The following is a 13916-nucleotide window of genomic DNA, read 5'->3' on the forward strand; positions in this document are numbered from 1 at the left end:
ATATAAAGGAGTGATGATAATGTTTATTCAAATAGACGGGAATTCATTAACGTATGATCAAATTCATCAAGTTATTCATGAGGGTTATTCCGTTAAAATTAGTAGTGATGCTCTAGAAAATATAAAGAAAAGCAGAGATATAGTTGAGGAAAGTATTATCAACAACAAAGTAATCTATGGTGTTAACACAGGATTTGGGAAATTTAGTGATACGGTAATTTCAAAGGATGATTTAGCTGACTTACAAATCAATTTAATTCGGAGTCATGCTTGTGCCCTTGGGGAGCCATTTTCTTTGGAGGTAAGCAAAGTTATGCTGCTTCTCAGAGCGAATGCATTAGCAAAAGGATTTTCAGGCATTCGTCTGGAAACTCTGCAGTTACTAATTGATTGTTTAAATCACAATATTGCTCCTGTTATTCCAAGTCAAGGATCATTAGGAGCAAGTGGTGATTTGGCTCCTTTATCACATCTAGCATTACTATTAGTTGGAGAAGGCGAAGCTATTTACAATGGTGAAAAAATGTCAGGGGGAGAAGCACTAAAGCAAGCAGGTCTTGAACCGATAAAATTACAAGCAAAAGAAGGCCTAGCTTTAATAAATGGAACTCAAGCTATGACAGCTGTGGGTGTAGTTGCATATATGGAAGCTCAAGAGCTTGCTGATCTTGCAGATGGTATAGCTGCATTAACATTAGAAGGCCTTCAAGGAATTGTTGACGCTTTCACTCCAGAATCTCATTCAGTAAGACCTTATCCAGAACAGCAAAAAGTAGCTGGAAGAATTCTTTCTTATCTTGAAGGTAGTCAATTAACGACCACTCAGGGACAAATTCGAGTACAAGACGCTTATTCATTACGATGCATACCACAAGTACATGGTGCTGTTCAACAAGTTTTAAATTATGTAAAAGAGAAACTATCCATTGAAATAAACTCGGCAACGGATAACCCATTAATATTCTCAGATAGTGGAAAGGTTATCTCTGGAGGAAACTTCCATGGCCAACCGATTGCTTTCGCAATGGACTTTCTTGGTATAGCAATGTCAGAAATAGCAAGTATTTCTGAAAGACGAATTGAACGATTGGTAAACCCTCAACTAAATGATTTACCAGCATTTTTAAGTCCAGATCCTGGTCTTCAATCAGGTTTAATGATTACCCAATATGCTGCTGCATCATTAGTTTCAGAGAATAAAACATTAGCTCATCCTTCTAGTGTAGATTCTATTCCATCCTCAGCTAACCAAGAGGACCATGTGAGCATGGGGACAACGGCTGCACGTCATGCTTACCAAATTATTCAGAATAGTCGCAAAGTCCTTGCTATAGAGGCCATTTGTGCTGCTCAAGCTGCAGATTTTAGAGGTTCAAATAAGTTAGCACCTGAGACAAAAAGAGTTTATTCAAAAATAAGAGAAGCTGTTCCAACTATTACACAAGATCGTATCTTCTCACTTGATATTGAAAGATTAGCTAAGTTACTAAAAGAGGACGTACGGGAAGTTAATTATCAATTGATGCATTAATAAAATTACATGGATATTATTTTAATATAAGGTTTCTCAAAGGGTAATTATGACACCTAAACATAAAATTATAAAATTAAGAACAGTTAATGACGCTTTTTATGAATTGTGTCTCAGTAGAGTTAAAAAAAAGTAGATTTTTTCTAAGAAATTATTAGTTTCTATAAATTCAAAAAATCTAGTTTCAGATAATTTCATGTTAATAGGGGAGGAAATATAAATGAAAACTGAACAAAGAGTAATTAGAGCACCTCGTGGAAAAGAACTAAACACTAAAGGGTGGGTGCAAGAAGCTGTTCTTCGTATGTTAATGAACAATTTAGATCCAGAAGTAGCAGAACATCCAGAAAAGCTAGTTGTATACGGAGGAATCGGAAAGGCTGCACGTAACTGGGAAGCATTTGATCGTATCGTGTCATCTTTAAAAGACTTAGAAGAAAATGAAACTTTATTAGTGCAATCAGGAAAACCTGTTGCTGTTTTCAAAACCCATAAAGATGCACCACGTGTCCTGTTAGCTAATTCAAATATTGTGCCAGCGTTTGCTAATTGGGATAAATTCCATGAACTTGATAAAAAAGGATTAATGATGTACGGCCAAATGACGGCAGGAAGCTGGATCTACATTGGAAGTCAAGGAATTGTACAAGGTACGTATGAAACGTTTGCTGAATGTGCGAATCAACATTTTAATGGCGATCTAGCAGGTACTATTACCGTAACAGCTGGGTTGGGAGGCATGGGAGGAGCTCAGACTCTAGCAGTTACGATGGCAGGCGGCGTAGTGATTGGCATTGATGTCGATCGATCACGCATCGAAAAACGGATTGAAACTCGTTATTGTGACGTCGTGTTAGAAAACTTAGATGAAGCGATTGCGTTAGCTAAAGAAGCAAAGGATGCGGGTAGACCTCTTTCGATTGGTTTAGTAGGGAATGCAGCCGAAGTTCTTCCAGAAATGCTTAAACGCAACTTTATCCCAGACATTGTGACAGATCAAACATCTGCACATGATCCACTAAACGGTTATTTACCAGTAGGGTTTACTTTAGAGCAAGGGGAATTTTTACGTAACAACAATTCAGAAGAGTATGTAAAAAAATCAAAAGCAAGTATGGCTCAACACGTGCAAGCCATTTTAGATATGCAAAAAAGAGGTTCAATCGCTTTCGATTACGGCAATAATATTCGTCAAGTAGCGCTTGATGAAGGAGTGAAGGATGCGTTCGATTTTCCAGGATTTGTGCCAGCCTATATCCGTCCTCAATTTTGTGAAGGAAAAGGACCTTTCCGATGGGTTGCCTTATCAGGAGATCCAGAAGATATTTACAAAACAGATGAAGTGATTCTACGCGAATTCTCATATAATACGCATCTTTGTAACTGGATCAAAATGGCGAGAGAAAAAATTGAGTTTCAAGGATTACCAGCACGTATTTGTTGGTTAGGTTATGGAGAACGAGCAAGATTCGGGAAAATTATTAATGACATGGTTGCATCTGGAGAGCTTTCAGCACCTATCGTCATTGGAAGAGACCATTTAGATGCCGGTTCTGTTGCTTCACCAAATCGTGAAACAGAAGCAATGAAAGACGGAAGTGATGCTGTATCAGACTGGCCTATTTTAAATGCATTAGTGAATACAGCAGCAGGAGCAAGTTGGGTATCTGTTCACCACGGTGGTGGTGTGGGTATGGGTTATTCTCTTCACGCTGGTATGGTAGTTGTAGCAGATGGAACGGAAGATGCTGCACAACGTCTGGAACGTGTCTTAACAACAGACCCTGGTATGGGTGTTGTTCGTCATGTTGACGCAGGCTATGATTTAGCGATTCAAACTGCAAAAGAAAAGGGTATGAACATTCCATCATTAGATTAAGAGGAGTGAAAGCATCGTGAAATCAATTACGTATATTAAACGTGCATCGCAAGTGGTGACGGTTAAGGGTGGTAGTAAGGAACCAAAGCGTGGCCAAGCCATGTCAGACATCGGTATCATTGAAAACGGAAGCGTTATTATAGAAGGTGGAACGATTACGTTTGTTGGGTCAGATGTCGAAGCTGAACAATATATTTCAACTATAGATGGAAAAGTATCAACGATTGACGCCTCGGGGAAAGTCCTAACCCCGGGGTTGATCGATCCCCATACACATCTTGTATTTGCTGGAAGCCGTGAAAAAGAACTAGAAATGCGGTTAAACGGAGCGAAGTATATTGATATTTTAAAAGCCGGTGGAGGTATCCTTCAGACCACAACAAGTACAAGAGAAGCATCCGAAGAACAATTAATTGAAGAATCGTTGAAACGGTTGAATCGTTTTTTACAATATGGTGTTACGACTGTTGAATCTAAAAGTGGGTATGGATTGACACTTGAAGATGAATTGAAACAGCTTCGAGCAACGAAAAGGCTGAACGAGCAGCATCCAATTGACCTTGTTTCTACTTTTATGGGAGCTCATGCTATTCCGGTTGACTATAAGGAAAACCCAGATGAGTTTGTGCGTCTTGTGATCGAAGAAATGATTCCAAAGGTTGCCGAAGAAAACCTAGCTGAGTTTTGTGATGTTTTTTGTGAAGAAGGAGTCTTTACGATAGAGCAGTCTGAGCGAATTCTTGAGGCAGGAAAGAACTTCGGATTAAAGCCTAAAATACACGCTGATGAAATTGTCCAATTTGGTGGGGCTGAACTTGCAGCAAAGGTGGGAGCTGTTTCAGCAGATCACTTATTACAAGCTTCTACTGAAGGAATTAAGCAAATGGCTGAAAGTGGAGTGATTGCTGTCTTATTACCAGGAACTGCTTTCTTTCTTATGGAAAAGCCTGCAGATGCAAGAAAAATGATTGAATCCGGTGTACCTGTTGCTCTTTCGACAGATCGCAATCCAGGATCATCTCCTACTGAGTCATTACCATTTGTCATGAACTTAGCATGTTTGACGATGAAAATGACACCAGCAGAAGTTTTAACGGCCTGTACGATTAATGCAGCTCATGCAATTGGAAGAGCTGATCAAATCGGAAGTATCGAAGTAGGAAAAAAGGCAGATCTTGTTTTATTTGATGCACCAAATTACCAAACGTTACAGTATAACTATGCAGTAAATCTAGTTGATACTGTTCTTAAAAGTGGAAAAGTGATCGTAGAAGGTGGAATTCTGCAAAACGTGCCCGTATCCACAACATAATTGCCCTTCTTTTCATTGGCAAAGGCAATAGTTAGTGAGCTAGTTTGAAACATTTGAAGTGAGAGATGAAATCGACCTTCAAGCTGTAGACTTTACAATTTTAACTCTTTCCCGATCTATGATAATTGCCGTAGGAGCAAGTAAGACTGCGCTTGCCATTAGACAAACTTTAAAGTTAGAACCGTATCATATTGAATAGGATACGGTTCTAACTTATTTATCTGTTTTAGATTTAGGGTTTTATTCGTTTAAATAACTTATTGTACTAGGCGGATCACAAGGGCGTGAAACAGCTACTGCTAAAGAAGTCACTATTTGTATTGAAGAAGCAGCCAAGAGAAAAGGGAATGAGCTAAAAGGTGCACGTGTTACAAATTTATTCAATGCTATTAATATAGAAGTATCTGTTTCTTCATAAAAAGTAAAAACGAACTTCTAAAAGTGTAAGTTCGTTTTTTTTTTGCCTGTGCGCTCTTTAGCTTCAAAACTCTTGCTTCATCTTCCATATTACACGCACAGAAATAACTGCTTCACTTCATTGTTATTTGAATCGTTTTTTCTTTTCGACCTTGAGTCTACCTTAGCCCCCCTTCTTTATGACTAGACGAAGGAGTGTAGGCAAGTAGTTGTTCTTGGCGACACATAGGCGGATGAGGTCCATTGTGCACCCCTAAAGACCCTCTCAATACCCACTAGATTTATTTAACAGTGACCGCAAAGCGTCCCCATCGCTTGTGGGACAATTTCATTTTTTTAAAAAAGTTTGCTGGAAATTACTTTTGACGTTTCGGTAACGGCTTGAACCGTTGATAGATAAGGGTTTACAGAGGGTAGGTGGCCCTTTTATATGGGGCACCATTCTAACATGAATACTCTAGTTTTCCGCCCCACGTCATTTGAATTTCTATCCATTCTTTGTTAAGGTAATTAAGTACTTCAGGGGTTATATGTTTAGTCAAGTGCAAAGACTAAAGAAAACTCTAAGTGAAAAACCATTTATATTTCAGTTGGTATATGCTGTGTCTGCTAGTTTCCTCAGTTATAATTGTACCTCTTTTCCCTACTTGAAATGCTCAATTAATTAGACACATATTGAATTACTTATGGGAATATAAAATTTTTTTCCTATGCGCTTTGTGTTAAGTGAAAGCGTCACTTCCTCCTTTGTTTAGGTTATGAAGTACTTCAGGGGTTAGATGTTTAGTCCATTGATTGGACCAAAGAAAACTCTAAGTGAAAATCATTTATATTTCAGTTGGTATATGCTGTGCCTGCTAGTTTCCCCAGATGGGATTACACCTCTTTTCCCTACTTGAAATGCTCAATTAATCACACATATTTGTTTCAAGCAATATACTTATGGGAATTATAAATTATTTTTTCGCACTTTGTGTCTAGTACAAGCTGGCGATCATTAAACTGCGTCAAGTCCGCTTTTATTTAAAAAAACTGATACGGGACAGAGAAAAATATAGGACGTATCGTTTATAGCTATTTTCATTTATTTCAAGGTACTTTTGTTTTTATATTGATTACTCGCATAAAACGGGGGAATTCAGCAAAACTGAATATCATATGGGCAAATATTAGAATGAGGTGACTCGATGAAGCCGTATGTAGAAGTCAGAAATGTCTCGAAAATATTTGGCAAATCTCCAAAAGCAGCGACAGATTTATTGATGCAGGGTAAAACAAAGAAAGAAATATTGAAAGAAACTGGACAAACAGTCGGTGTTAATAATGTCAATTTTGAAATTTACCCTGGTGAAATTTTTGTCATTATGGGGCTGTCCGGAAGTGGGAAGTCAACTTTAATCCGCATGTTTAATCGTTTGATTGATCCAACAATTGGAGAAATCTTAATTGGGAATGAAGATATCGTGAAGATGAACGCGGCCCGATTAAGAGAAGTCAGGCAAAAGAAAATAAGCATGGTCTTTCAGAACTTTGCTTTATTTCCGCATAAAACGATATTGGAAAACGCTGAGTTTGGGCTCGAAATTCAAAAAGTAGATCCAACAAAACGTCAAGAAAAAGCGATGAAGGCTCTTGAAGCCGTTGGATTAAAAGGCTACGAAAATCAGCTTCCATCACAGCTTAGTGGCGGAATGCAACAAAGGGTTGGGTTAGCTCGGGCACTCGCAAGCGATACTGATATTCTATTGATGGATGAAGCCTTCAGTGCTCTTGATCCATTAATACGTAAAGATATGCAGGATGAATTGCTGGAAATCCAAGATCAGTACAAAAAAACGATCATTTTCATTACCCATGATCTTGATGAAGCATTAAGAATTGGGGATAGAATTGCTCTAATGAAAGATGGAAGTGTGATTCAATTAGGAACGCCTGAACAAATCATGATGAATCCAGCCAATGAATTTGTCGAGAAGTTCGTTGAAGATGTTGATCTATCAAAGGTACTTACAGCCTCTCACGTGATGATACGGCCGGAGAAGATCGCAGTAGACAGAGGTCCGAGGGTTGCACTGGAAATCATGCGTAAACAAGGGTATTCCAGCATTTTTGTTGTGGATAGAAAGAAGAAGTTATTGGGGGCCGTGACTGCTGAACAGGCTCGTCAGGCAATGAGCAATAACCAATCGATTTCTGAAGTAATGACAACTGATATCCCAACTGTTAAAGAGGATGAATTGCTTGGAAACCTTATGGATGTGATGGCAACTTCAAGTCTGCCAATATCAGTCATTGATGATGAGAATAGAATTAAAGGAATTCTTCTTCGCGGGGCCGTAATTGGTGCCTTAGCAGGTAATAAAGATTCTTTAAATGAAATGGAGAGTGAATAATTCAATGAATATTCCGAAAATCCCACTTGGAGCTTGGGTCGATTCTTTAGTGGAATGGATAACTGTTGTATTTGCTGGATTATTTTCACTTATTACGAATGTGATTGAGGGTCTATTAAATATCCTGGTTGATGTAATGAGTGTAGGACCTTCCATCGTGTTAATTATTATTTTAACCCTTTTGGTTACCTATACAAGCAAATGGCCATTAGGAATATTTACATTCATCAGCTTACTATTAATCGATAATCTTGGTTATTGGGAATCAAGTATCCAAACACTGGCTATCGTAATATTGTCAGGTTTCCTAACCATACTGATAGGGATACCGATCGGAATATGGTGTGCCCAAAATAAAACAGTGCGCAAGATCGTTACCCCGATATTGGATTTCATGCAAACGATGCCTGCATTCGTTTATTTGATTCCTTCGATATTATTCTTTGGAATAGGAGTAGTGCCAGGGATCATTGCGTCATTCATTTTCGCAATCGCACCGACAATCCGTATGACCAATCTTGGTATTCAGGAAGTGCCTAATGATTTGATTGAAGCATCGGATGCTTTTGGTTCAACCAGCAGCCAAAAGTTATTCAAGGTACAAATACCATTGGCAACCCCAACGATTATGGCAGGCGTTAACCAAAGTATCATGTTAGCTCTATCCATGGTTGTTACAGCTTCATTAGTTGGAGCACCTGGACTTGGAGCGGATGTTTACCGGGCTGTCAGCCAAATTAATGTGGGACAAGGATTTGAAGCAGGATTATCCATCGTAATCATTGCAATCATACTCGATCGTATCACGCAAAACCTTCGTAAACCAGCTTACGAACATATCGTTAGCAGGAAAATCATTTTTACAATACTGGCCTTACTAGTTGTGGGTACTGCACTATTCAGTACTTTTACAAAAGATACGGCTGTAAAAGGGGATAAAAATAGTTTTGCTGCCAAAACTGATTATGAAATCATCGGAATTGAACCTGGAGCAGGATTGATGAAGTTGACTAAAACGGCTATAGATGATTATAAGCTGGATGATTGGAAGTTGGTTGAAGGGTCTTCGGCGGCAATGGTTGCTGAATTGAAAAAAGCGATTGATAAAAAAGAACCAATCGTCGTTACAGGATGGTCACCGCATTGGATGTTCTCGAAATATGACTTGAAATATCTCGAAGATCCGAATGAATCCTTTGGCGGGGCTGAAAATATTAATTCGATTGCCAGAAAAGGCCTTGAGCAAGATGCCCCCGGCGCTTATAAAATTCTTGATCAATTCTTCTGGGATACTAAAGATATGGAAGATGTAATGGTCAAAGTTACTGAAGGTATGTCTCCTTCAGAAGCAGCAGAAAAATGGATAAAAGAAAATCAGGACAAAGTATCCGAATGGACCAAAGGTGCTGAATCAGGAAATAGTGAAAAAATCAAACTTGTCTATGTTGCATGGGACACGGAAATTGCCAGTACAAATGTGATTGGCAAGGTTCTAGAGAAGAATGGTTATGATGTAACATTAAGTCAAGTTGAAGTGGGACCAATGTTTGCTGGCGTTGCAAACGGAAGTGCGGATGCAATGGTAGCTGCATGGCTCCCAGGTACACATCTTGAATACTATAATAAGTATAAAGATGACATGGTTGACCTTGGACCAAATCTAAAAGGAACAAAAAATGGTCTGGTCGTACCAGATTATGTCGATATTGATTCAATTGAAGATTTGAAATAAGAAAAAACGAGGGATTTTCGGACATGAAAATTCCTCGTTTTTTTGTGATGAAAATGTTTTAGGAAGGAAGTTTTAAAATTAACTTATATGAGCCTAAAATGTTGAATTAAGAGAGTTTAACTCTTAATAATTACATGCACTAATGATTGCTGGCTAAAGGGAAGTGTATAAAGAGAAAAAGTATAAACGAATCCTAATTAATAGAAACAAATTTATTTTTCAATTCCTCTTCAGATACCACGATTTTGCCTCGCAAATCTTCGGAAAGTAATACATAGCTTTTCACTCCTATGAACTCTGAATCGGAAATAATAAAGAACTTTGTTCCCTTTTTGTACGTAGAAGGATAATCTTCAATTAACTTTAACATCTTCATCTTTTTTCCACCTTGAATATCCATTTACTAATTAGAATCTAACAACTTTCTTTATACTGGTAACCTTATATTATCTATTTATAGCCTTCAACTATTTAGCCTATTTTAAAAATGAAACCACGGATATTGAATTTAAATAAATATCTTTGAATTAATAATCCAATATAAGTATTTACTAGTCAAGAATACATTTAAGTAAATATCTTTGAATATTTTAAGGATCAGATGAAAACCGGCAAGGTGAGGTTCACCAACTGGATCACCCAACAAGGTTGTACCATTTTGGATCATTTCTTTCATGTATTTACTGCTAAATTGTGGGGATTATCTATTTTTCTTTTTAATTGTCTATTATAAATATTCTTAAACTTTCCGTGGAATAACCTTTAATTGAATGCTAAAATTTAGTTGGAAAACCGGTTTCTCTAATACATAAGAAAAAATGGGATGTAACGGATGTAGATGTAGCCAACCACTTGGGTGCTTCCAAAGTAACTGTATCGTTAGTCAGTTTATTAAAGATCCAGTGTTTGTATAAGAAATTTGGTCAACGGTACTATCATCGTAATCCGTTTAAAAAGAAAGTGGGAAAATATATGAAACCAATAATATTTGATGTTGATACTGGGGTTGATGATGCCTTAGCGATGGCATACGCATTAAACTCTCCTGAATTGGACGTGCTAGGCTTTACAACTTGCTTTGGTAACGTGTCCGTAGCTGAATCGACTCGTAATACGCTGGCAGTTTTGGAAAAGGTAGAAAAGAATATTCCTGTTTATAAAGGAGCCAATCAAACATTGGTTCGTGGAATGAAGAAAAAGTATCCAAAGCATGTTCATGGAGAAGACGGTTTAGGAAATACACTTAAGAATGAACCAACTATTCAAGCATCACCGGGAAATGCAACCGATTTTATAATCAATCAGGTGAAAAGTCGCCCTCATGAAATAACGATTATTGCAGTTGGACCATTAACTAACATCGCTTTGGCCATTAAAAAAGCACCTGAAATTATTTCACTTGTTAAAGAGGTAGTGATAATGGGTGGTGCAGTAAAAGTACCAGGCAATGTAACGCCGTACGCTGAAGCCAATATCGTATCTGATCCTGAATCAGCTGATTATTTGTTTTCCTCAGGGATGCCAGTCACCGTTGTGGGACTTGATGTAACACATCAAACGTTTTTACTAAGATCAAAGCTTGATGAATGGCGTTCGACTGGAAAAGGGACTGCCCAATTCTTTGCAGAAATGACCGAATTTTATATGAAGTCTTATGAAACTTTCAATCCAGGTATTGGAGGTTGTGCTCTTCATGATCCACTCGCAGTTGGGGTTGTGATTGATCCAAGTTTTGTGACTACAGAATGGATGAACGTCAAGGTTGTGACTGAAGGAGAAGAGACAGGTAGAACAATCGGTCAACATGAAGGTGTGGCAAGGATTCGCGTCTGTACAAAAGTAGATGCAGATCGATTTGTGAAACATTTCTTGGAACGAGTTATATAAGGACATGGACTCATGATGTGAGGCTCTAGCTTTGAACTTTAAAGAATATCGATTACACTGCATGGGGATAACTAGTTAAGAGATATGCTCCGTTTGATTTGATACATACTAAAGTTCATGGTTTTAAAGTTTAAAACGGCTTCTTTAGGTAATAACCAGCATAATATTTGCAGAAAAAGGACATCCTTTGGTTTGTATGTCCTTTTTCGATTTTCTTCCTGAAATGTTTTCATGAGCAGTTTCAAAATAAACATTTTTATGATCTAGAATTGATTACAGGTAACGCACAGTATTTTTAAGAGTGCAGGTGGAGTCCAACTTAATACTACAATCTCTTTAGGGAAAACACTTAAACGATATTGGCTTTTTTGTTTTTTTAAAATTAATCAATCGTTTGATTAATATAATTGGAAGGATTAGTGAAAGTCTAAAGTCACTATTTTATGGGGAAAGGAAATATATTTTCCATAACAGTCACATATTCGTGGGCATAAAGTTTTTATACTTATTAAAATGTAAAATATCCAAAACGGGTTTGCTAAAAAAACAGGTATTTAGACTTTTTATAATGGTATATTCAGGATTTTTTATCTAATCATAATTTACCATTTTTCGAGTTTATACTTATTTATATGGCAGAAATTGTATGGTTGCATTAGAATGTAACTAAATTAGATTAAAGGAGGAGTTTTACTATGTCACAAATTCGCGTAACACCTTCAGAACTGAAAGATGTAGCTAGGCAATATGATAATGAGAGCCAACAGGTAACAGATATCATTGGTCGTTTAGACAGAATGAGGGACCATTTAACTGGTATTTGGGAAGGGTCTTCAAGTGAGGCTTTTGTAGGGCAGTACGAAGAATTAAAACCTTCATTCATGGATATGGCTCGTTTGCTAAATGAAGTTTCTCAACAATTGGATAGATCAGCTCAAATCCTTGAAGACACAGATAATCAGATTGCTAGTCAAATTCGCGGATAATTAGAAAGTAAAAGAGATAAGAAGTTTTTAGGAAAAAGCGCCGCGACTCTAAAAGAAGATCGTGGTGTTTTTTTGCTTTAAAAGAGGTGGTTTCCATTTATATTCAATTAACAATTGATTTAAAAAGGTATACGGGTGAAGTATTTGACTTGCAAGTGTCGAATTACCGTTCAATTAAGAAAGTTGTGGAGATTGTCTGGCAGGTAAAAAATATAGCTTGTACACCAAAGGAAGGGTATTGGGTACGAGTCCAGAATAAAGAGTTCGTTTGTTCCGGGTATGACACATTACTTGATAGCGGAATTACGACAGGAGACCGGCTAGAAATCCTATAGTGTGGTTAAGTGTGGACTGGATATAGGAAAAAAGTCTAAAGCCCTTTAGCAGGGGTAAAGGAGTACATAGAATGGATGAGAATAAATCATCATATTTGGAGAAACGAACAGAAGCTGTAATGAAGAAGGATGATAATGGGTATGTGTTTGTTTTCCAGCGAGCTAAACTATTGATGCAGAACCCATTGGAATTACAGCTGATTCATGAGGTGGATGTTGCTCTCCAGAAACATATTGACGTAACAGAGGACGAGGTGCAGGTAAGGGTAATTCCACCAGCCTCTTTTTTTGCTTTTTCTAAGGCCAATAATAAAAATCTGATAGGACGATGGTTATCGTCCTATCAGATTGTAAAGAAAATTAGAAATCATGAATTAACGCGTTTGCAACTAGTAGTCTGTCCAGAAAATATAGTGTTTGACCCAAGTTTGGCCCCTTATTTTCTCCATTATGGAGTAAAAGACAGTCTGCCTCCTTATGAGGAAATTCAAGATCAGTTATTTCAAGAAACAAAGGCAACGATTGCAACACTTGTGGATGGGCAGTATACATTTGAACAGTATTTGCTTTACTATAAAACCCTTAAACTATCGAAGGAATCACAGAGTATAGTAACAGCAGAGACTTGGGATGAACTTGCTTTACTTATTCAAAGTCAGATAGATGCTTTAGAGAGCGAAGAAAAAACATTTGTTCATATCCCTGAAAAAAAGTGGAAAATAGAACGTTATACACTTTGGGGAGCCATGGTTGCTATAGTGCCACTGCTGTTCTTTACGATTTACACATTATTCTTTTCCCACCCAAGGCAGGAAGCATATGTGGAAAGCGGGGAAAGTTTTTTAAAACAAAAATACAGTGAAGTCATTGACCGCTTGGAAAATTACAATCCGAAAAGTATGCCGTATGTCGTTCAATATGAACTGGCGAAGTCCTACGTCACTTATGAACCGTTGAAGGGAGTTGCAAGGAAAAATGTGGAAAATGCAATCACTTTGCAGACTGATAGTCAGTATCTCTTATATTGGATTTATATAGGCAGGGGCATGACCGAGGATGCGATCGATTTGGCGAGAATCATGGAGGATCGCGAATTGATTATGTACGGTTTGGTTAACCAGAAAGAAGAAATTAAGTTAGACGATAAACTTTCTGGAGAAGAAAGAGAGTCGCGAATTAAAGAAGTCGATAATGAGCTGACACAATATGATAAAGAAAAAAAGGAATTGGATAAGCAAATGAAGGAGGTCGAGGAACAGAAAAATCAGGACCAGCAAAATGTAGTGGAACCAGAAGCTAAACCGACTGTAACAGAGGAAGAGAAAAAAGAGCCTGCATCAGAAGGAAAAGAAGAAAGTAAGGAATCATCGGAAAAATCATCTGAAGAAAAAGAAAAAGAGAAAAGCAAAGAGTGAGCGTTTACAGGCCTTTTGCGGGGGTGAGA

10 protein-coding genes are annotated in these 13916 nt (G+C 37.7%); 9 read left to right on the plus strand and 1 reads right to left on the minus strand.

The window, feature by feature from the left end; translation table 11 throughout:
- Positions 1 to 19: 19 nt before the first annotated feature.
- The 5 genes from hutH to NST21_RS01835 all read left to right on the plus strand — a co-directional run bounded on the left by hutH (position 20) and on the right by NST21_RS01835 (position 9264).
- Positions 20 to 1531, plus strand: coding sequence for a histidine ammonia-lyase (hutH, locus tag NST21_RS01810; protein WP_340887425.1), 1512 nt, complete (start codon positions 20 to 22; stop codon positions 1529 to 1531).
- A gap of 220 nt (positions 1532 to 1751) precedes the next feature.
- A complete protein-coding gene (gene hutU, locus NST21_RS01815) occupies positions 1752 to 3410 on the plus strand; it encodes a urocanate hydratase (RefSeq protein WP_340887426.1) in 1659 nt (552 codons plus the stop codon).
- 13 nt (positions 3411 to 3423) lie between these two features.
- Entirely contained in the window at positions 3424 to 4722 is a 1299-nt protein-coding gene (gene hutI / locus NST21_RS01820) for an imidazolonepropionase (protein WP_201188432.1), read from the plus strand.
- A gap of 1604 nt (positions 4723 to 6326) precedes the next feature.
- The gene (locus NST21_RS01830) at positions 6327 to 7532 is read left to right on the plus strand and encodes a quaternary amine ABC transporter ATP-binding protein (protein WP_201188395.1); all 1206 of its coding nucleotides are present in this window, start codon (positions 6327 to 6329) and stop codon (positions 7530 to 7532) included.
- 4 nt (positions 7533 to 7536) lie between these two features.
- Positions 7537 to 9264 (plus strand): glycine betaine ABC transporter substrate-binding protein, encoded by a 1728-nt coding sequence (locus tag NST21_RS01835; protein ID WP_340887427.1) that lies wholly within the window; start codon positions 7537 to 7539, stop codon positions 9262 to 9264.
- Positions 9265 to 9457: 193 nt separating this feature from the next.
- On the opposite strand, the gene NST21_RS01840 is transcribed toward NST21_RS01835, so the two are convergent.
- A complete protein-coding gene (locus tag NST21_RS01840; protein WP_056523237.1) occupies positions 9458 to 9640 on the minus strand; it encodes a hypothetical protein in 183 nt (60 codons plus the stop codon).
- A 596-nt stretch (positions 9641 to 10236) separates the two neighbouring features.
- Here NST21_RS01840 and NST21_RS01845 point away from each other — a divergent pair.
- The 4 genes from NST21_RS01845 (at position 10237) to essB (ending at position 13887) form a co-directional block, all read left to right on the plus strand.
- Positions 10237 to 11151 (plus strand): nucleoside hydrolase, encoded by a 915-nt coding sequence (locus NST21_RS01845; RefSeq protein WP_340887428.1) that lies wholly within the window; start codon positions 10237 to 10239, stop codon positions 11149 to 11151.
- Between the two features lie 695 nt (positions 11152 to 11846).
- The gene (locus NST21_RS01850; protein WP_328114708.1) at positions 11847 to 12137 is read left to right on the plus strand and encodes a WXG100 family type VII secretion target; all 291 of its coding nucleotides are present in this window, start codon (positions 11847 to 11849) and stop codon (positions 12135 to 12137) included.
- A 95-nt stretch (positions 12138 to 12232) separates the two neighbouring features.
- Positions 12233 to 12472 carry an EsaB/YukD family protein gene (locus NST21_RS01855; protein ID WP_053348965.1) on the plus strand — a complete coding sequence of 80 codons (240 nt, stop codon included), beginning with the start codon at positions 12233 to 12235 and terminating at the stop codon, positions 12470 to 12472.
- Between the two features lie 71 nt (positions 12473 to 12543).
- Positions 12544 to 13887 carry a type VII secretion protein EssB gene (gene essB / locus NST21_RS01860; RefSeq protein WP_340887430.1) on the plus strand — a complete coding sequence of 448 codons (1344 nt, stop codon included), beginning with the start codon at positions 12544 to 12546 and terminating at the stop codon, positions 13885 to 13887.
- Positions 13888 to 13916 lie beyond the last annotated feature (29 nt).

The sequence above is a fragment of the Peribacillus sp. FSL K6-1552 genome, from assembly GCF_038005205.1.
Classification (GTDB): domain Bacteria; phylum Bacillota; class Bacilli; order Bacillales; family DSM-1321; genus Peribacillus; species Peribacillus butanolivorans.

Bases quoted from the DNA above. Each gene is read 5' to 3' on its own strand.
- hutH (WP_340887425.1), top strand. From the start codon at position 20: ATGTTTATTCAAATAGACGGGAATTCATTAACGTATGATCAAATTCAT.
- hutU (WP_340887426.1), top strand. From the start codon at position 1,752: ATGAAAACTGAACAAAGAGTAATTAGAGCACCTCGTGGAAAAGAACTA.
- NST21_RS01830 (WP_201188395.1), top strand. From the start codon at position 6,327: ATGAAGCCGTATGTAGAAGTCAGAAATGTCTCGAAAATATTTGGCAAA.
- NST21_RS01835 (WP_340887427.1), top strand. From the start codon at position 7,537: ATGAATATTCCGAAAATCCCACTTGGAGCTTGGGTCGATTCTTTAGTG.
- NST21_RS01840 (WP_056523237.1), bottom strand. From the start codon at position 9,640: ATGAAGATGTTAAAGTTAATTGAAGATTATCCTTCTACGTACAAAAAG.
- NST21_RS01845 (WP_340887428.1), top strand. From the start codon at position 10,237: ATGAAACCAATAATATTTGATGTTGATACTGGGGTTGATGATGCCTTA.
- NST21_RS01850 (WP_328114708.1), top strand. From the start codon at position 11,847: ATGTCACAAATTCGCGTAACACCTTCAGAACTGAAAGATGTAGCTAGG.
- essB (WP_340887430.1), top strand. From the start codon at position 12,544: ATGGATGAGAATAAATCATCATATTTGGAGAAACGAACAGAAGCTGTA.